The organism is uncultured Nocardioides sp. (genome assembly GCF_947489365.1).
Lineage (GTDB): Bacteria > Actinomycetota > Actinomycetes > Propionibacteriales > Nocardioidaceae > Nocardioides.
In genome coordinates this window covers 517,403-535,804 of the sequence record NZ_CANLDB010000002.1, presented here as the reverse complement: position 1 = coordinate 535,804, position 18,402 = coordinate 517,403, and the positions used below count along the sequence as shown (strand labels likewise).

General features: G+C 72.6%; 19 protein-coding genes. 11 read left to right on the top strand and 8 right to left on the bottom strand.

The features are described from left to right. The first annotated feature begins 22 nt into the window (after nucleotides 1-22). From Q0858_RS07985 to Q0858_RS07970, 4 genes are all read left to right on the top strand, one after another. Nucleotides 23-802, top strand: a complete 780-nt coding sequence (locus tag Q0858_RS07985) for an isoprenyl transferase (RefSeq protein ID WP_299052461.1) — start codon at nucleotides 23-25, stop codon at nucleotides 800-802. 309 nt (nucleotides 803-1,111) lie between these two features. After that, nucleotides 1,112-2,431 (top strand): PhoH family protein, encoded by a 1,320-nt coding sequence (locus Q0858_RS07980; RefSeq protein ID WP_299052458.1) that lies wholly within the window; start codon nucleotides 1,112-1,114, stop codon nucleotides 2,429-2,431. A gap of 268 nt (nucleotides 2,432-2,699) precedes the next feature. After that, nucleotides 2,700-3,392 (top strand): lytic transglycosylase domain-containing protein, encoded by a 693-nt coding sequence (locus Q0858_RS07975; RefSeq protein ID WP_299052457.1) that lies wholly within the window; start codon nucleotides 2,700-2,702, stop codon nucleotides 3,390-3,392. Between the two features lie 55 nt (nucleotides 3,393-3,447). Continuing rightward, nucleotides 3,448-3,984: a GNAT family N-acetyltransferase gene (locus Q0858_RS07970; RefSeq protein ID WP_299052454.1), complete on the top strand. Its 537-nt coding sequence runs from the start codon at nucleotides 3,448-3,450 to the stop codon at nucleotides 3,982-3,984. 308 nt (nucleotides 3,985-4,292) lie between these two features. On the opposite strand, the gene Q0858_RS07965 is transcribed toward Q0858_RS07970, so the two are convergent. Then, nucleotides 4,293-5,006, bottom strand: a complete 714-nt coding sequence (locus Q0858_RS07965) for a class I SAM-dependent methyltransferase (RefSeq protein WP_299052452.1) — start codon at nucleotides 5,004-5,006, stop codon at nucleotides 4,293-4,295. After that, on the bottom strand, nucleotides 5,003-6,355 hold the full coding sequence (locus Q0858_RS07960; protein WP_299052971.1) for a class II fumarate hydratase: 1,353 nt from the start codon (nucleotides 6,353-6,355) through the stop codon (nucleotides 5,003-5,005). The genes Q0858_RS07965 and Q0858_RS07960 overlap by 4 nt, the downstream gene beginning before the upstream one ends. Nucleotides 6,356-6,460: 105 nt before the next feature. On the opposite strand from Q0858_RS07960, the gene Q0858_RS07955 reads away from it, so the two are divergent. The 5 genes from Q0858_RS07955 (at nucleotide 6,461) to Q0858_RS07935 (ending at nucleotide 9,478) form a co-directional block, all read left to right on the top strand. Beyond that, nucleotides 6,461-6,850 (top strand): metalloregulator ArsR/SmtB family transcription factor, encoded by a 390-nt coding sequence (locus Q0858_RS07955; RefSeq protein ID WP_299052449.1) that lies wholly within the window; start codon nucleotides 6,461-6,463, stop codon nucleotides 6,848-6,850. Next, the gene (locus Q0858_RS07950; RefSeq protein WP_299052446.1) at nucleotides 6,847-7,350 is read left to right on the top strand and encodes an SRPBCC domain-containing protein; all 504 of its coding nucleotides are present in this window, start codon (nucleotides 6,847-6,849) and stop codon (nucleotides 7,348-7,350) included. The genes Q0858_RS07955 and Q0858_RS07950 overlap by 4 nt, the downstream gene beginning before the upstream one ends. 130 nt (nucleotides 7,351-7,480) lie before the next feature. Beyond that, nucleotides 7,481-7,921 carry a DoxX family protein gene (locus tag Q0858_RS07945; protein ID WP_299052443.1) on the top strand — a complete coding sequence of 147 codons (441 nt, stop codon included), beginning with the start codon at nucleotides 7,481-7,483 and terminating at the stop codon, nucleotides 7,919-7,921. A gap of 192 nt (nucleotides 7,922-8,113) precedes the next feature. Further along, the gene (locus Q0858_RS07940; protein WP_299052441.1) at nucleotides 8,114-8,758 is read left to right on the top strand and encodes a DUF1707 domain-containing protein; all 645 of its coding nucleotides are present in this window, start codon (nucleotides 8,114-8,116) and stop codon (nucleotides 8,756-8,758) included. 66 nt (nucleotides 8,759-8,824) lie between these two features. Then, complete coding sequence (locus tag Q0858_RS07935; RefSeq protein WP_299052438.1) at nucleotides 8,825-9,478, top strand: DUF1707 domain-containing protein; 654 nt, start codon at nucleotides 8,825-8,827, stop codon at nucleotides 9,476-9,478. A gap of 48 nt (nucleotides 9,479-9,526) precedes the next feature. On the opposite strand, the gene ugpC is transcribed toward Q0858_RS07935, so the two are convergent. The 4 genes from ugpC to Q0858_RS07915 are packed head-to-tail and all read right to left on the bottom strand — an operon-like array spanning nucleotide 9,527 to nucleotide 13,810. Beyond that, the gene (gene ugpC / locus Q0858_RS07930) at nucleotides 9,527-10,759 is read right to left on the bottom strand and encodes a sn-glycerol-3-phosphate ABC transporter ATP-binding protein UgpC (protein ID WP_299052435.1); all 1,233 of its coding nucleotides are present in this window, start codon (nucleotides 10,757-10,759) and stop codon (nucleotides 9,527-9,529) included. Nucleotides 10,760-10,765: 6 nt separating this feature from the next. Continuing rightward, nucleotides 10,766-11,605 (bottom strand): carbohydrate ABC transporter permease, encoded by an 840-nt coding sequence (locus Q0858_RS07925; protein WP_299052432.1) that lies wholly within the window; start codon nucleotides 11,603-11,605, stop codon nucleotides 10,766-10,768. 7 nt (nucleotides 11,606-11,612) lie between these two features. Beyond that, nucleotides 11,613-12,563: a carbohydrate ABC transporter permease gene (locus Q0858_RS07920; RefSeq protein WP_299052430.1), complete on the bottom strand. Its 951-nt coding sequence runs from the start codon at nucleotides 12,561-12,563 to the stop codon at nucleotides 11,613-11,615. Then, on the bottom strand, nucleotides 12,560-13,810 hold the full coding sequence (locus Q0858_RS07915; protein WP_299052428.1) for an extracellular solute-binding protein: 1,251 nt from the start codon (nucleotides 13,808-13,810) through the stop codon (nucleotides 12,560-12,562). Before Q0858_RS07915 ends, Q0858_RS07920 begins: the two co-directional genes overlap by 4 nt. Nucleotides 13,811-14,048: 238 nt before the next feature. Here Q0858_RS07915 and Q0858_RS07910 point away from each other — a divergent pair, with 238 nt between their 5' ends. Continuing rightward, complete coding sequence (locus Q0858_RS07910; protein WP_299052425.1) at nucleotides 14,049-15,053, top strand: substrate-binding domain-containing protein; 1,005 nt, start codon at nucleotides 14,049-14,051, stop codon at nucleotides 15,051-15,053. On the opposite strand, the gene Q0858_RS07905 is transcribed toward Q0858_RS07910, so the two are convergent. Continuing rightward, nucleotides 15,042-16,031 carry an alpha/beta fold hydrolase gene (locus tag Q0858_RS07905; RefSeq protein WP_299052423.1) on the bottom strand — a complete coding sequence of 330 codons (990 nt, stop codon included), beginning with the start codon at nucleotides 16,029-16,031 and terminating at the stop codon, nucleotides 15,042-15,044. The two genes, Q0858_RS07910 and Q0858_RS07905, sit on opposite strands and share 12 nt — an antisense overlap. A 64-nt stretch (nucleotides 16,032-16,095) precedes the next feature. On the opposite strand from Q0858_RS07905, the gene Q0858_RS07900 reads away from it, so the two are divergent. Next, entirely contained in the window at nucleotides 16,096-16,932 is an 837-nt protein-coding gene (locus tag Q0858_RS07900) for an alpha/beta fold hydrolase (protein ID WP_299052421.1), read from the top strand. Between the two features lie 423 nt (nucleotides 16,933-17,355). On the opposite strand, the gene glpX is transcribed toward Q0858_RS07900, so the two are convergent. Then, nucleotides 17,356-18,393, bottom strand: a complete 1,038-nt coding sequence (glpX, locus tag Q0858_RS07895; protein WP_299052418.1) for a class II fructose-bisphosphatase — start codon at nucleotides 18,391-18,393, stop codon at nucleotides 17,356-17,358. Between the last annotated feature and the right edge of the window lie 9 nt (nucleotides 18,394-18,402).

Sequence of the window (18,402 nt, the reverse complement as noted above, 5' to 3'; positions counted from 1 at the left end):
CTCGGGCCGCTAGCATGCCGAGGTGGACTGGAAGCGAGGGCTGCGGCGGGTGCTCTACCCGGCCTACGAGGCGCGCATGATGCGCCGCATCCCCGCCGACGCCCGGATGCCCCAGCACATCGGGGTCATGCTCGACGGCAACCGCCGCTGGGCCCGGGCCGTCGGCCTCGGGACCGCCGAGGGCTACCGGGCGGGCGCCGACAACATCGCGCCGATGCTCGGCTGGTGCGAGGAGATCGGCGTCGAGGTGGTCACGCTGTGGCTGCTCTCGAGCGACAACCTGTCGAACCGGCCCGCGGACCAGCTCACGGGGCTGCTCGGCATCATCGAGGGCGCGGTCTCCTCGCTCGCCGCGACCGGTCGCTGGCGGATCCACCCCGTCGGGGCGCTCGACCTCCTGCCGTCCGCGACCGCGGAGAGGCTCAAGGAGGCCGAGGAGTCGACCCGGGACAACGACGGCCTGCTCGTCAACGTCGCCGTGGGGTACGGCGGACGCCGCGAGATCGCCGACGCCGTGCGGTCGCTGCTGTCCGAGCACGCCACGCGGCAGACCACCCTGGAGGAGCTCGCCCAGGTCATCGACGTCGAGCACATCGCGGCGCACCTCTACACCAAGGGCCAGCCCGACCCCGACCTCGTGATCCGCACCTCCGGCGAGCAGCGGCTGGGCGGGTTCCTGCTGTGGCAGAGCGCGACCAGCGAGTTCTACTTCTGCGAGGCCTTCTGGCCCGACTTCCGTCGCGTGGACTTCCTCCGCGCCGTCCGGGCCTACGCCCTGCGCGACCGCCGGTACGGCGCCTGACGGGACCTGCGTGACGGGTGTGACGCCTGGGGTCAGGCGTCACGCGGCGTTCACACGCCGGTAGGGCGTGTCGCTCCTCGCGGCCGTCGCGGCGGCGTACTTTTCGAGGCACCGGCGGGTGGGGAAGCCCGCCGTACCAGGAGGCCCGATCTTGTCCGTCCACCGTCACGACAGCCGCCACGAGGCGCGTGGTCGGGGCGCGGTCGGAGGAGGGGGTCGGCACTCCGGCTCCCGGGCCCGATCCCGGTCCGAGCGAAGCGACTAGGACCGGGGACGCGAGTGCGTGCGCCGGTCCGCGAGAGGTAAGCCGTGGCCTCCACGTCCAGCGTGACCAGCACCCGCACCTACGTCCTCGACACCAGCGTCCTGCTGGCGGACCCGGGAGCGATCCGACGCTTCGAGGAGCACGAGGTCGTGCTTCCCGTCGTCGTCATCACCGAGCTCGAGGGCAAGCGTCACCACCCCGAGCTCGGCTTCTTCGCCCGCGCCGCACTGCGCTCGCTCGACGAGCTCCGGGTGCTCCACGGTCGGCTCGACCAGCCGGTCCCGGTGGGGGAGGACGGCGGCACCCTGCGGGTCGAGCTGAACCACACCGACCCCACCGTGCTCCCGTCCGGCTTCCGCCTCGGCGACAACGACACCCGGATCCTGGCCGTGGCCCGCAACCTGGCCGACGAGGGCTCCGAGGTCACGCTGGTCTCGAAGGACCTGCCGCTGCGGATCAAGGCCTCCGCGGTGGGCCTGGACGCCCAGGAGTACCGCGCCGAGGCGGTCAGCGAGTCCGACTCGGGCTACACCGGCATGGCCGAGCTCGACGTGGCGGCCGCCGACCTCGACGAGCTGTACGACGACGGCGTCGTCGACCTGCCCGAGGCCCGCGACATGCCCTGCCACCAGGGCCTGGTCCTGCTCTCGGACCGCGGGACGGCGCTGGGCCGGGTCACGCCCGACAAGCAGGTCCGCCTCGTCCGGGGCGACCGGGAGGCGTTCGGGATCCACGGGCGCTCCGCCGAGCAGCGGATGGCGCTGGAGCTGCTGCTCGACCCCGACGTCGGGATCGTCTCGCTCGGCGGCCGGGCCGGCACCGGCAAGTCGGCGCTGGCGATGTGTGCGGGCCTCGAGGCGACGCTGGAGCGCGGGCAGCACAAGAAGGTCGTCGTGTTCCGGCCGCTGTTCGCGGTCGGCGGCCAGGAGCTCGGCTACCTGCCGGGCTCGGAGTCGGAGAAGATGTCGCCCTGGGCGCAGGCGGTCTTCGACACCCTGGGCGCGGTCGCCTCCCGCGAGGTCATCGAGGAGGTCCTCGACCGCGGGATGCTCGAGGTGCTCCCGCTGACGCACATCCGCGGCCGCTCCCTGCACGACTCCTTCGTGATCGTCGACGAGGCGCAGAGCCTGGAGCGCAACGTCCTGCTCACGGTCCTCTCGCGCATCGGGGCGAACTCCAAGGTGGTGCTGACCCACGACGTGGCCCAGCGCGACAACCTCCGCGTGGGCCGCCACGACGGTGTCGTGGCCGTGGTGGAGCGGCTCAAGGGCCACCCGCTGTTCGCCCACGTGACGCTGACCCGCTCGGAGCGCTCGCCGGTCGCCGCGCTGGTGACCGAGATGCTGGAGAACGTCACGCTCTGACCTCGGTTCGTGAGCCCCGCCGCCCGGTCGACGGCGGGGCTCGCGCGTCTGATGGGGCTGCTGTGACGCAAGTGGTGGTCCCGCCCACACCGGACCCGCCCGAGCGGCCCGCCGGTTTGCGTCGTGCCCGTGCCTGGGGCAGGGTGACCGGGATTCGTCGGGCACCCCCGGACTCCCCGCGTCCGGCCCACGGGTGCCCTCCCGGCGCGGACGTCCGCGCTCGGAACCGCACGACCTGCCCCGACGTCTACCCCCGTGAGACATCCCTGTGCCGAAGCGTGAGAAGTACGTCCCGAAGCACCGCCAGGCCAAGCACCGTGGCGAGCCCGCGCGCCCGCTCGTGGCCCGGAAGGTCGTCGGCAGCACCGTCGCCTTCTCCTCGGCGGCCGTCGTCGCGACCGGCGTCGTCGTGTCCGGCGGCGTCCTCGGCGCCGACCAGGTCGCGCTCGACGCCGCCCCGGCCGGTGCCGCCGTCGGCGCCGTCGGAGACTCGACGGCCACCTCGACCGCCATCGGCACGGAGCGGATCACCCGCATCCTGAACGAGCGCAGCGAGGCCATCAGCCGCTCGGACCGTCGGGAGACCACCGACCCGGCCAAGGAGGCGGCCCTGGCGCAGGGCGCCGGCGACGGGATGGTCGAGGAGGTCGAGCTCTCGGACTCCGACCCCCGCGACATCGCGCAGGCCCTGCTGCCCGAGTACGGCTTCTCCTCCGACCAGTTCAGCTGCCTCGACTCGCTGTGGACCAAGGAGTCCGGCTGGTCGACGACCGCCGACAACCCGACGTCCTCGGCGTACGGGATCCCGCAGTCGCTGCCCGGCGAGAAGATGGCCAGCGAGGGCGCCGACTGGGCCACCAACCCGGAGACGCAGATCCGCTGGGGCCTGGGCTACATCCAGGACCGCTACGGCAGCCCGTGCGGCGCCTGGTCCCACAGCGTCGCGAACAACTGGTACTGATCGCACGCCTCCGACGGGCGACCAGCCCCCGCCCGGCCCACTAGGGTCGGGCGTGATGGAGATCCTCAGCACGCCCCGCCTTCACCTGGTCCCGCTGACCGGCGCGATCCTCCGGCGCCGCCTGGAGTCCGACGACTTCGAGGCCGTCCTCGAGCTGCCGGACGGCGCGCGCACCGTGACCTTCGGCCCCCAGTGGCCCGGCGACGCGCTCGGGTCCTACGCGCGCCTCCTGGAGGGCCTCGGCGGTGCCTCCGACGGCGTCGTCGACCTGCGCTACGTCGCGGTCGAGCGTGAGACCGGGTACGCCGTCGCCGAGCTCGGCGCCAAGCGCCCCGTCGAGGACGACGGAACGGTCGAGATCGGCTACGGGGTCAACGCCTCCGAGCACGGACGCGGCCTCGGCACCGAGGCCGTCGGCGCCCTCAGCGACGCCGCGCTGGCCCGCGACGACGTGACGCGCGTCCTCGCCCACACCACCCCGGACAACATCGCCAGCCAGCGCGTCCTGGAGAACACCGGCTTCGTCCGCATCGGCAGCACCGTCGAGGACGGACACGGCACCGTCGCGGTCTGGCAGCGCACCGCGTCCTGACCGCGAGTCGGCCCGGACGCACGCCCTCAGCGCGCCGAGTCGGCCTGAACGCGCGCTCTCAGGACGCCGAGTCGGCCTGAACGCGCGCTCTCAGGCCGCCGAGTCGGCCCGGAGGCACGCGCTCAGCACGCCGAGTCGGCCCGAGCCGCGCCCAAAGCCCCCGCGTCGGCTGAGAACGGCACGGCAGTCCATACGTTCGAGCCGACTCGGCGGTGTTCTGGGGTGCGTTGGGGCCGACTCGGCGCTGTTCTGAGGTGCGTTCGGGCCGACTCGGGGGTGTTCTGGGGTGCGTTCGGGCCGACTCGGCCTCAGGAGGCGGTGAGGACGGTGACGTGGCCGGCGTAGGCGCGGGGGCCGTCGAAGGGCGGCAGCGACCAGGCGACGTCCTCGCCGGTCGAGCGCAGGTAGGCGAGGGCCTGGTCGCGGTCGGTGAAGGTGGCCCGCGTCTCCACGTCGGTACGACGGACCGCGTCGAAGTGCCGCCGCAGCAGCGCCTCGCCGTTCTCGGCCGAGAACGACAGCGGCAGGGGGTCGCCGCCGGCCTCCCGCCGGAGGTCGGCGACGTGCTCCTCGCCGAGGGTGACCGCGACGAGGGAGCCGCCGGGTCGGAGCACCCGCCGGACCTCGGCCAGGCCGGCGTCGAGGTCGGGCAGGTGGTAGAGCATCCACGCGGCGACCACCACGTCGTAGGAGTCGGTGGGGACGTCCATCGCGGCGGCGTCCATCACCCGGGTGGGGATGCCGCGATCGGCGACCAGGGCCACCATCCGCGCCGAGGCGTCCGTCGCCAGCAGTGCGACGCCGGGGTGGGCGGAGCGGATCCGCTCCGCGAGCGCACCGGTCCCGCAACCGACCTCGAGGACGTCGGGCAGCGCGCGTGTCGCCGGCAGGGCGGCCCCGACCTCGGCGAGGACGACGTCGACCGGGTCGACGCCGGACGGGCCGGGCCCCCAGACGGCACGACGGGTCTCGAGGGGCTGCTCGCTCGCGTACTGCCGGGCGACCTCCTCGGGATCCCTCACGGGTGGGTCATCGACTCCACGTCGAGGGCCTCGTCGAGCTGGGCCTCGGTGAGCTCGCCGCGCTCGACGAAGCCCATCGCGATCACCGTCTCGCGGATCGTGGTGCCGTCGGCGAGGGCCTTCTTCGCGATCTTCGCGGCCTGCTCGTAGCCGATGTGCTTGTTCAGCGGCGTCACGACGGACGGCGAGGACTCGGCGTAGCGGCGCATCCGCTCGACGTCCGCGGTGATCCCGTCGACGCACCGCTGGGCCAGCAGGACCGTGGAGGTCGAGAGCAGCCGGGCCGACTCGAGCAGGTTGCGGGCCATCACCGGCATCATCACGTTGAGCTCGAAGCTGCCCGAGGCGCCGGCGTGGGTCACGGCGGCGTCGTTGCCGATGACCTGCGCGCAGACCATCAGCGTCGCCTCCGGCAGGACCGGGTTCACCTTGCCCGGCATGATGCTGGAGCCCGGCTGCAGGTCGGGCAGGTGGATCTCGGCGAGGCCGGTGGTGGGGCCGGACGACATCCAGCGCAGGTCGTTGCACAGCTTGGTGACGCCGACCGCGATCGTCTTCAGCACGCCGGACAGCTCGACGAGCGAGTCGCGGGCGCCCTGCGCCTCGAAGTGGTCGCGGGCCTCGCTGAAGGGCTGGCCGGTGGTCTCGCCCAGCACCTCGATGACCCGGGCGGCGAACCCGGGCGGGGTGTTGATGCCGGTGCCGACGGCGGTGCCGCCCAGCGGCAGCTCACGCACGCGGGGGAGGACGGCGTCGAGCCGCTCGGCGGCGTACCGCATCGTGGCGGCGTACCCGCCGAACTCCTGGCCGAGCATCACCGGGGTGGCGTCCATGAGGTGGGTGCGCCCGGACTTCACGAGCCCGCCGAACTCGCGCGCCTTGGCCTCCAGCGACTCCGCGAGGACGGCGAGCGCCGGCTGCAGGTCCTCGGTGACGGCCAGCGCGGCGGCGACGTGGATCGCGGTCGGGAAGGTGTCGTTGGACGACTGGCTGGCGTTGACGTGGTCGTTGGGGTGGACGTCGGTGCCGGCGGCGCCCGCGAGGGAGGCCAGCACCTCGTTCATGTTCATGTTCGAGCTCGTGCCCGAGCCGGTCTGGAAGACGTCGAGCGGGAAGGCGTCGAGGTGCTCGCCGGTGGCGACGGACTCCGCACCCGTGCGGATGGCGGCGGCGCGGGCCTCGTCGAGCACGCCGAGCTCGGCGTTGACCACGGCGGCGGCCTGCTTGACCCGCGCCATCGCCTGGATCAGGCGCGGCTCGAGGGTGGTGCCGGAGATGGGGAAGTTCTCGATGGCGCGCTGGGTCTGGGCGCGCCACAGCGCGTCACGAGGGACCTGGACCTCGCCCATCGAGTCGTGCTCGGTGCGGAACTCGCCCGCCTGGCCGCCGTCCTGGGTGCTCACGGCGGCACGCTACCGTGGACAGATTAGTAACTGACCTGTTACCAATAGCGGGTGGACGCGTTCGCCGCCCTGGCCGACCCGGTACGCCGGGCGCTGCTCGTCGCGCTCGCCGCCGGACCGGCGCGGGTCGCCGACCTGGCCGCCTCGCACCCCATCAGCCGTCCCGCCGTCAGCCGCCACCTGCGCGTGCTGGCCGAGGCCGGACTCGTCGCCGCGACCGACGCGGGCCGTGAGCGTCACTACCGGCTGCAGCGCCCCGGTCTGGCGCCGGTGACGGACTGGCTCGAGGCGCTCGGACCGCCCGACGGGGGCCCGCGGGTGACGGCTGCGCACCTCGACGCGCTCGACCTCGAGGTGCGCAGGACGACGCGCGACCGGCGTACGACAGGCGCCGACGGAGCAGACGACCGAGCAGACGACCGAGCAGGGGAGACAGCATGACGGGGACGGCGACAGGTCACCGCGAGCACCGCGACGGCGCGGACTGGATCGTGCTGGAGCGCCGCTTCGCCACCGGCGCGGACGACGTCTGGGCCGCCCTCACCGACCCGGAGCGGATGCGCCGCTGGATCGGGACGTGGACCGGCGACCCCGCGGAGGGTCACGTGACGTTCCGGATGCTCGCCGAGGGTGACGACGTCCCCGCCGAGACGATGTGGATCGAGGAGTGCGACCCGCCCCACCGGCTCCGCCTGCGCTCCCAGGTGCCGGGGGAGGACGAGGTCTGGCGCATCGAGGTCGACCTGGTCGAGCGCGAGGGCGGCACGACGCTCCGCTTCGCCCAGGACGTCCCCCGCCCCGGGTTCGCCGAGAGCGTCGGGCCGGGCTGGGAGTACTACCTCGACCGGCTCGTGACGGCCGAGACCGGCGGCGACGTCGACGCCCTCGACTTCGACACCTACTACCCGGCGCTCTCGGGGGCGTACGCCGACCCGGAGTAGTCGTCGGGCCGGGCGGGACGTCGTCCACCTCACACCGGCACGCGGGCCGGAATTCACCGTCGTCTCAGGAACGCTTCCTAGCGTCGGAGGTTCCGTCCACACCCCTCGTCCCCCGGAGGCCCGCTCACCCATGTCCACCCTGCTCAGCCGATCCGACCTCGCCCTGCTCGCCGCCCGCCTCGTCGTCGGCACGGTGCTGCTCGCCCACGGGCTGCCCAAGCTCCAGGCCGGCGTCGACGCGACCGCCGAGGGGATGGCCGGCATGGGGGTGCCGCTGCCGGCGGTCTCCGCCGTGGTCGTCATGGCCGTCGAGTTCGGAGGCGGGCTCTGCCTGCTGCTGGGTCTCGCGACCCGGGTCGCCGGCGTCTCTGTCGCGGCGGTGATGGCCGGGGCGTTCTGGTTCGCCCACCGGGGGCTCGAGCCCCTGGTCAGCGAGGGCGGCTGGGAGCTCGTGGCCCTGATCGGCGCCCTCGGGCTCGTCCTCGCCGCGACCGGCGCCGGCTCGCTGTCGGGTGACCGCTTCGTCGCCGCGGGCCGATCGACCGCCGTGCGGGAGAAGGTCTCCGCCTGACGGAGCCCGCGGCCTAGGGCATGTCTCTCACTGTCGTGGCCTGCTACGCGCCCCCTGGCGCGTCGCCTCGCTGCGTTCTCGTCAGTCGGCGGCCAAACCCGGGCCGCCTCCCTCCTCCGCCTTGCGACGCGAGGCGCCAGGCGCCGCTCGCGACGGGCCAGACAGTGAGAGACACGCCCTAGTCTGAGGCGCATGAGCCTGCAGGGACCCACCGGCGGCGACCCCGCCCGGCTGCGGATATCGGACGCCGAGCGTCACCGCACCGCCGACGTCCTGCGCGACGCTGCCGCCGAGGGCCGCCTCGACATCACCGAGCTCGAGGAGCGCATCGAGGCGACGTACGCCGCCAAGACGTACGCCGACCTCGTGCCGATCGTCGCCGACCTGCCGGCGGGCCGTGACGTCCCCGGGCCGACCGTGGCGCAGGGCGGCCCGGCCGGTCCGCTCGTGCCCGCCCAGCGCTACGACACCAGCATCGCCGTCATGTCCGGGCAGGACCGGCGCGGCGTCTGGGAGGTCGGGCCGTCCCACCAGGCCTTCGCGCTGATGGGCGGCGTCACCCTGGACCTGCGGGAGGCCCGCTTCGCTGCCCAGGAGGTGGTGATCACCGCGGTCACCTTCTGGGGCGGGGTCGACGTCGTCGTCGGCGCGCGCCACCGGGTCTCGGTCGAGGGGATCGGCATCATGGGCGGCTTCGCCGAGTCGAGGCCCAAGGTCGAGGCGGCCATCGCCCCCGACTCGCCGCTCGTCCGCGTCCGCGGCGTCGCGATCATGGGCGGCGTGAACGTCGTCCGCAAGCCCGACCCCGGCCAGAAGAAGCTCCGCCGCCGCGGCTGAGGGCCGGTGGCCCGCCGATGACATCCGTCATCGCTGCCGGCGCCCGGGCTGCGCCAGGATGGGGCCATGAGCGATCCAGCCCTGCAACGCGTGTCCGACGCCGAGCGCCAGCAGGTCGCCGAGGCCCTGCGCGACGCCGCGGGGGAGGGCCGCCTCGACCTCGACGAGCTCGACGAGCGCCTCGAGGCCACCTGGGCGGCCAGGACGTACGCCGACCTCGTCCCCGTGCTCGCGGACCTGGCGCAGCAGCCGCCCACCCCGCCCGGGGCCGCCCCGGCCACGACCGGCAGCAGGAGCCCCCAGGTCCGCGGGCGGGGAGGCGTCCCCGCGGTCGCGCACGAGTCGTCGCTGGGCGTCCTGAGCGAGCAGAGGCGCACCGGCGTCTGGCAGGTCCCCGCCACCCACACCGCCACCGCCGTGCTCGGCGCGGTGACCCTGGACCTCCGCGAGGCCGTCTTCGCGGAGCGGGAGACCGTGATCACCGTCAACGCCGTCCTCGGCGCGGTCGAGGTGTACGTCGACGCGGAGACCGCCGTCGTCGTCGACGGCACCCCGGTGCTGGGGGAGGTCTCGCCGCTGAAGGAGAAGGTCCCGGCCGACCTGCACGACGACTCGCCCGTCGTCCGGATCAAGGGTCTGGCGCTGCTGGGCAGCGTCTCGGTGATCCGGAAGGCGCGGCCCGGCGAGAAGAAGAAGCCGAAGGGCTGGCGCTGGCACTGAGGCCGGCGCCAGCCCTTCCGCTGGTCCTGCTGGTCCTGCTGGTCGGGCTCAGCCCGCGGCGGCGGGCTGCTCCGCGGCCTCCGCCATGGCGTGGCCGTGGATGTAGCCCGCGTTGTCCAGGTCGACCGTGAGGTTCTCGCCGGTCGCCGGGTCGAAGAGGTGCATCTTCGAGGAGTCGACCCAGATCTCGGCCTCGTCCCCCTCGGCGATCCGGCTGGTGCCGTCGAGGGAGACCACCAGCTGGGTGCGCAGCGACTCGCCGTCGAGGTCGCGCTCGAGCTGCTCGAGCTGTTCGCGGACCTCCGGCGGCGCCTCGAAGGGGATGTAGGCGTAGGCCTCGTTGCCCAGCCACTCGACGACGTCGACCTTCGCGCGGAAGGTCGAGCCCTGCCGGGAGGCGTCGACGACGGCGGCGTCCTCGAAGTGCTCGGGCCGGATGCCGGCCATGAGCAACCCGTTCGCCGCGGAGGCGGCCACCTTGTCGGCCTTGTCCTGCGGGATCTGGACCGTGCCGAACGGGAGCTCCACCGACGTGCCGCTCACCTTCGCGGGCAGGAAGTTCATCGGCGGGGAGCCGATGAAGCCGGCGACGAAGAGGTTGCCGGGGTTGCTGTAGAGCTGGCGCGGGGAGGCCAGCTGCTGCAGCACGCCGCGCTTGAGGACGGCGACCCGGTCGCCCAGCGTCATCGCCTCGGTCTGGTCGTGCGTGACGTAGACCGTGGTGATGCCGAGCCGCTTCTGCAGCCGCGAGATCTCCGAGCGCATCTGGCCGCGCAGCTTGGCGTCGAGGTTGGACAGCGGCTCGTCGAAGAGGAAAGCGTCCGCGTCGCGGACGATCGCCCGGCCCATCGCGACGCGCTGCCGCTGGCCGCCGGACAGGTTGCCGGGCTTGCGCTGCAGGTGCTCGTCGAGCTCGAGGGTCTTCGAGGCGGCGTTGACCTTCTCGGTGATCTCCGACTCCGAGGCGCCGGCCAACCGGAGGGGGAACGCGATGTTCTCGAACACCGTGAGGTGGGGGTAGAGCGCGTAGTTCTGGAAGACCATCGCGAGGTTGCGGTCGCGCGGCGCCAGGTCGTTGACCTTCTTCTCGCCGATCATCATGTCGCCGGAGGTGATGTCCTCCAGGCCCACGATCATCCGCAGCAGGGTCGACTTCCCGCAGCCCGAGGGGCCGACCAGGATGACGAACTCGCCGTCCGCGATGTCGATGGAGACGTCGTTGACCGCCGGGAAGCCGTCGCCGTACTTCTTGACGATGTTCTTCATGGTGATGGAAGCCATGGTGAGTTACCCCTTCACGGCGCCGGAGGTGAGACCGGCGACGATCTTTCGCTGGAAGACGAGGACGATGAGGATGATCGGGATCGTCGAGACGACGGCTCCCGCGGCCAGCAGGGACGCCGGCCGGTTGAACGGGTCGGCGCCCACGAAGAACGACAGCGCCGCCGGGATCGGTCGCGCCGCCTCGGTCGAGGTCAGCGAGATGCCGAAGACGAAGTCGTTCCACGCGAAGAAGAACGTCAGGATCGCCGCGGTGAACACGCCGGGTGCGGCGAGCGGGACGATGACCTTGCGGAAGGCCTGCCAGCTCGTCGCGCCGTCGACCTGGGCCGCCTGCTCCATCTCCCAGGGGATCTCCCGGAAGAAGGCGGACAGCGTCCAGATCGCCAACGGCAGCGTGAAGGACATGTACGGGATGATCAGGCCGATCCACGTGTCGTAGATCCCGAGGGTCCGCCACATGTCGAACAGCGGGCTGACCAGCGAGACGACCGGGAACATCGCGATCGCCAGGGCCGTGGTCAGGACGAAGCGCTTGCCCTTGAACTCCAGCCGCGCGATGGCGTACGCCGCGAGCGTGGCCAGGATCACCGACAGCGCGGTGGCGATGAGGCAGATACCGATCGAGTTGAAGATCGCCCGGCGGAACTGCTCGTCGTTCAGGACGTCCACGTAGTTCTGGAACCCGGCGCTGCCGCCGGACGTGGGCAGGAAGCCGGGGCTGCCGGCCGTGATGGCCTCCTGCGACTTGAAGGACAGGGAGATGATCCAGGCCACCGGCAGCAGGCACCAGACCATGATCAGGATGAAGCCGACACCGATGCCGACCTTGTTCGTGCCTCTCATGGGTGCCTCACTTCTCCTGCCGGGCCGAGGCCAGGTCGACCTTGAACAGCTTCACGATGAGGAACGCGATCAGCAGCACCGACAGGAACAGCAGCACGGAGAGTGCTGAGCCGATCCCGAACTGGAACTGCTCGACCACCTGCTGGTAGGTCAGGAACGAGACCGACCTCGTCCCCACCGCCCCGTTCGTCATCACGAAGATGTTGTCGAAGACGCGGTAGGCGTCCAGCGCCCGGAAGAGCACCGCCACCATGATCGCCGCGCGCATGTTGGGCAGGACGACCTTCGTCATCCGCTGCAGCCAGGTGGCGCCGTCGACCTTCGCGGCCTCGACCATGTCCTCGCTGACCTGGGCCAGGCCGGCCAGGAGCAGCAGCGACATGAACGGCGTCGTCTTCCAGATCTCCGAGACCATGATCGCGGCGATGGCGCTGCCGTACTGGCCGAACCAGTTGAAGGTGCTGTCCAGGAAGGGCAGCCACGAGTTCACGAACCCGTTGGTGTTGGAGAAGGCGAACTGCCAGGCGAAGCCGGAGACCACGGTGATGATGCCGTAGGGGATCAGGATCGACGTCCGGATCAGGCCGCGGGCGAAGACCACCCGGTGCATCACCAGGGCGAACGCGAAGCCGATGACGAGCTCGAAGGCCACGGTCACGACCATGATGAACACCGTGTTCAGCGTGGTCAGCCACAGCGCCGAGTCGCTCAGCGCGGTGATGTAGTTCTGCAGACCCACGAACTCACGCTCGTCCGGGGCGGTCAGGCTGTAGTCGAAGAGCGACAGGTACAGCGAGCGCAGCATGGGGAACGCGGTGACCAGCAGCATCAGCGCCAGGGCCGGGGCCACCAGGCGCTGACCCAGTCGGTTCTCGGCCTTCATCCGGTCGCTGTCGGGCGGCACGGCCTTCTTCTCGTTGACCCCGTCCTTCGTGGCGGGAGCGGTCACGGTGCTCACAGCAGGGCCCTCCCTTCGAGGACGGCGGTGACGAAGTCAGCCGACCGGGCCGGTGTGGTCTCGGGGTCGACGTCCTCCGGGGAGTGCCACTGCTGCTGCAGCGCGACCGAGATCTGGTTGTAGAACGCGCTCTTGGGGCGCGGTGCGCCCGTGTCGATCGAGTCGCGGTACAGCGCGAGCAGGTCCGTCGGGAAGTTCTCCTGCAGGGCGTCGGAGTCGTAGACGGACGAGCGGGACGGCATCAGGCCGTCGTTCACGGCGAGCTCCTCCTGGGCCTGCTCGTCGGTCACGCACAGCGCGGCCTCGCGGGCGAAGTCGGGCTCGTCGGTGTAGGCGCCGACCCCGATCTCGATGCCGCCGATCGGGGGCCGGGACTCCTCACCCTCGACGGTCTGCGGGTAGCGGGCCCACCCCAGGTCGTCGAACTCGTCCTGGCTGATCTGACCCTCGCCGTCGCCGATGAGGCCCTGGTAGTTCGCGTAGACGAACGTCCAGTTCGTCATGAACTCCCCGGGCCCGTCGGCGGGGTACATGTAGGCCAGCGTCGTGCCCTCGTTGGAGACGGTGAAGTCGGGCTGGCGCGCGTCGCTGTCGGCGAGCTTCTGGATGATCGCTGCCGCGTCGCGACCGGCCTCCGAGTCGATCTCCACGGTCGCGTCACGCCCGGCCTCGGTGTCGCTGATGATCTCCCCGCCGGCGCCGGCGATGAGGGAGTTGATCCACACGACGTAGGCCTCGTACTGGTTGGCCTGGACGCCGACGGTGCCGCCGTTCTCGCCCGCGGCGTCGATGACCTGGTCCCAGGTGACCGGCTCGCTCATGTCGAGGCCCGCGGCCTCGGCGAGGGAGCGGCGGTACCAGAGCACCTGGGTGTTCGCCCACTGCGGGGCGGCGTAGATCGCGTCCTCCCAGACCACCGTGTCGGCGGCGCCCTGCAGGGTGTCGTCGTCGATGGTGTCCGCGGGCAGCTCGAGCAGCCAGTTCGCGTTCGCGAACTCCGGGACGAAGACCGGGTCGATGCTCATGAGGTCGGTCGAGGAGTCCTCGGCCGCCAGCCGGCGCGCGAGCTGGGTGCGCTGGTCGGTGGCGCTGGCGGGCAGCAGCTGCGTCACGACGTCGTACTCGTCGGTGCTGCACCGCTCCGCGATGGAGGCGAGCGTGTCCTGCCCGTCCGGGTTGATGTACCAGTTCAGCGTCGGCTTGCCGCCGTCGCCGCCACAGGCGGTCAGCAGACCTGCCCCGGCCACGAGCGCTGCCGCGGCGGCCAGGCCTCGACGACCTCGGCGGCGCCCCGCTCTCGGCGTCCTACCTTGCCCGGTGGGCGTCATGCACTCACTCCTCCCCGTCGGAACCGCCTGAGCGGATCGTGCATTGCTGAATCGAATCAGCAGCCCAATACTGTGACGTGCTTCACCCGCGAGTCAAGGTCGCGTGAGACGGGAGTGACGAATGGTCCGAGGTGTCCGGAAGGCACGGTTGGCGGACGTGGCCGCGCGCGCCGGCGTCTCACGAACCACCGCGTCGTACATCCTCAACGGGCGCTCGGCCGAGATGCGCATCTCGGCCGACGCCGTGGACCGGGTGCGGTCCGCGGTCGTCGACCTCGGCTACCGGCCCAACCGGACCGCCCGCAGCCTGCGCACGGCGCGGACGGGCACGGTCGGCCTCGTCTCCGACTCCGTGGCCAGCGGGCACTTCGCGAGCCGCATGCTGACCGGGGCCAGTGCCGCCGCGCGGGAGTCCGACCTCCTCCTCCTCGTCGGCGAGACCGACGGCGACCCGCTGGTCGAGCGGCTGCTGGTGGACCAGATGCTGGACCAGGGCGTGGACGGCATCGTCTACGCGACGCTGCGCCACCGCGAGGTCTCCGTCCCGCTCGCGCTGGCGCAGTCGCGCGCCGTCCTGCTGAACTGCGTGGACCCGGCGAGCGGCCTGCCCGCGGTCGTGCCCGACGAGGTCGGGGGAGGCCGCAGCGCCGCGGACCTGGTGGCGCGCTGCGCCGGACCGGTCGTCGTGGTCGGGGACGAGGCCGAGCAGGGGTCGTACGCCGGCGCCATGCGCCTCGCGGGGCTGGAGGAGCGGCTGGGCGAGCTGGGACGGACGATCGCCGACGTCGTCCGCTGCGACTGGACGGTCCCGGCGGCCCGGGACGCGGTCTCCTGCTGGTGGACGCCGGCCGCGCGCGACGGGGCGCTGGTCTGCCTGAACGACCGGGTGGCCATGGGCGCCTACCAGGCGCTGGCGGCGCACGGCGCCGTCGTCCCCGACGACGTCGCCGTGGTCTCCTTCGACGGCTCCGACCTCGCCGGCTGGCTGACGCCCACGCTGACCAGCGTGGCCCTGCCGTTCGTCGCGCTGGGGGCCCGCGCCGTCGAGGTGCTGCTCGCGCCCCCCGGCAGCCACGCGCCGGTGACCCGGCTGGCGATGCCCGTGGTCCGCGGGGGGTCGGTGCCGGCCGCCGCGGCCGTCACGCCGGGCTCAGCCGGCTGACGGGACCGCCCGGTCCGCCGTACGACGGACGGCGTCGGCGAACGAGGGGTAGAGCGCGGCGGGGATGTCGTGGCCCATGCCGGGGACGACGACCAGCTCGGCGTCCGGGACGGCGCGGGCCGTCGCGCGGCCGCCGGACAGGTTGACCATGAGGTCCGCGTCGCCGTGCACGACCAGCGTCGGGACGCGCAGCGAGTGCAGGGCGCGGGTGCGGTCCGGCTGGCTCACGATCGCCAGCATCTGCCGCAGCACGCCGCCGTTCGAGATGCCGCGGTCCCAGGTCTCGGCCGCGCGCGCCTTCACGACGTCCTCGGGGTCCGGGTAGCCCGGCGAGCCGATCAGCTTCCAGAACGTCGCCGAGGTCTCGACGTACGCCTCCTTGCCGGCGTGGCGGGACATCGTCAGGGCGGGCAGGAGCCGGGGGTGCTGCCAGCCCACGGTGCGACGCCCGGTCGTCGACATCACCGACGTCATCGACCGGACGCGGCCGGTGTGGTGCAGCGCGAGGTCCTGGACGATCATCCCGCCCATCGAGACGCCGACGACGTGCGCGGAGCGCAGGCCGAGGTGGTCGAGCAGGCCGGCGGCGTCGTCGGCGAGGTCGCTGATCGAGTACGGCGCGTCGACCGACAGGCCGAGGAACCCGCGGACCAGGGAGTTGCGGCTGACCCGGCGGCGGATGCGGGAGGAGCGGCCGACGTCGCGGTTGTCGTAGCGCACGACGAAGAAGCCCCGCCGGGCGAACATGCGGCACAGCGGCTCGTCCCACCAGTTCATGGGGCCGGAGAGGCCCATGACGAGCAGCAGCGGCTCGTCGTCGGGGTTGCCGAAGGTCTGGTAGCAGATCTCGACCCCGTCGTTGACGGGCGCGAACATCTCCTGCGACGCGACGACGCGGGCGAGCGCCTCCGGGGCGTCCGCGGCGTCGGGCTCGGCCGGTCCGGTGAAGTCCGGGAGGCGGTCGAAGTCGGTGCTCATGGGTTCAGTCAACACCTGTGGCGAACACAGGACACGGATACCCGCGACGCCGTACTGTGGGTATGTGACGAGGGCCACAGGTGGGACCGCGCTGGCGGCGTTCCTCTGCCCGGACGGGTTCGCCCCACCCGGGCTGAGGGCGATCGCCCGCGAGGCGCGGATCCTGCCCGAGGTCGGACGGGCCGCCGCGCACGGCCTCGCGGACCGGCGGCACCGCCGCGGGACGCCGTACGCCGCCCCGCGACCGGCCCGCGTCGGCCAGCCGGTGCTGCTCGTGCCCGGCTTCATGGCGGGGGACCGCTCGCTGTCCTGGATGGCGCGCGAGCTGCGCGCGCAGGGCTACCGGACCCACCGTTCGGGCATCCACGCCAACGTGGGCTGCACCCAGACCGTGCTCGACGCGATCGAGCGTCGCGCCGAGGCGATCGCGATCCGGCGGGGGAGCCCCGTGCTGCTGGTCGGCCACAGCCTCGGCGGCATGCTGGCGCGCGGCCTCGCCGGCCGCCGCCCCGACCTGGTCGCCGGCCTCGTCACCCTCGGCAGCCCCGTGCAGGCGCCCGGCGCCCACCACCGCCTGCTCACCGTCGGCGTCGGCACGCTGACCCGCCTCGCCGCCGCCGGCCTGCCCGGCGTCATGGCCGGCGACTGCGTCCGCGGCGACTGCGCCCGCCTCGCCTTCGAGGCCACGGCCGCTCCGCTCGCCCCCCACGTGCCGTGGACGGCCGTGTACTCACGGCGCGACGGCGTGGTCGACTGGCGCGCCTGCACCCACCCCCGCGCACGGGGCGTCGAGGTCACCACGTCGCACTGCGGGATGGCCGTCGACCCCACCGTCGTCGGCACTGTCCTCACCGCCCTCGCCGCCGCCTGCACCCCGGTCCCCGTCGCGGTCCCTGCCTGACCGCCGAGTCGCGGTTGAGTCGGCACGTCTGCGCAGCTGTAGGGGGTCGAGTCGGCACGTCTGCGCAGCTGTACGGCGTCGTGCCGGCAGCAGTGTGCGCCCCTCGGCGTACGTCGGCCGCGTCTGGCTTTCCCTCGATCACCGGCTCCTCCGACGTACGGACCAACCCTCTCGGGCGGCCTGACCCGCCACCTGCCCGCCGCTCCTTCCGATCGCCGAGTCGGCAGAAGCCGCATTCCTTCGCCAGCGCTCAGTCGGTGCTTTTCAGCCGACTCGGCTCGGGTGCCACTCGTTGCCGCCCTGCCACTCGCCGGCTGCCGCTCCAGGGAGGCGGTCGGCTCACCGGTGTCTCGATGCGGCCCGCGACCTCGTTCCTCGGTCGCGCCCCTTACTCGACCCGATCGACTGTTTCGACTTCGTCCCTCAGTCGAAGTCGATCGCCGAGTAGGCCCGGAGCTTGCTGAGGCGGTGCTCGGAGCGGATGGCGCGGATGGTGCCGGAGCGGGAGCGCATGACCAGCGACTCGGTGGTGGCGCCGCCGCCGCGGTACTGCACGCCGCGCATGAGGTCGCCGTCCGTGATGCCGGTGGCGACGAAGAAGCAGTCGTCGCCGGTGACCAGGTCGTCGGTGGCGAGGACGTGGTCGGGGTCCAGGTCGTGCCCGGCGTCGAGGGCGCGCTGTCGCTCCTCGTCGTCCGTCGGCCAGAGACGCCCCTGGATCACGCCGCCCACGCACTTCATCGCGCAGGCGGTGATGATCCCCTCGGGGGTGCCGCCGATGCCGAGCAGCAGGTCGACGCCGCTGCCGGGCCGGGCGGCCGCGATCGCGCCCGCGACGTCGCCGTCCACGATGAACTTGATGCGCGCACCGGTCGCGCGGATCTCCTCGGCCAGCGCCTCGTGGCGCGGTCGGTCGAGCAGGACGACGGTGACGTCCTCCTTCGAGGAGCCCTTGGCCTTCGCGACGCGGGCGATGTTCTCGGCGACCGGGAGCCGGATGTCGACGACGTCCGCGGCCTCCGGGCCCGTCACGAGCTTCTCCATGTAGAACACCGCGGACGGGTCGTACATCGAGCCCCGCGGGGAGACCGCGAGGACGGCGACCGCGTTGCTCATGCCCTTCGCGGTCAGCGTGGTGCCGTCGATCGGGTCGACGGCGACGTCGCACTCCGGGCCGGTGCCGTCGCCGACCTGCTCGCCGTTGTAGAGCATCGGGGCGTCGTCCTTCTCGCCCTCGCCGATGACGACGGTGCCGTTCATCTGGATCGTCGAGATCATCACGCGCATGGCGTGGACCGCGACGCCGTCGGCGCCGTTCTTGTCGCCCCGTCCCACCCAGCGACCGGCCGCCATCGCGGCCGCCTCGGTCACGCGGACGAGCTCCAGCGCGAGGTTCCGGTCGGGAGACATGGGGGCGACCGCGAGCGAGTCGGGGACGGCGTCAGGAGCGGCGTCGGTCATGCTCCGAAC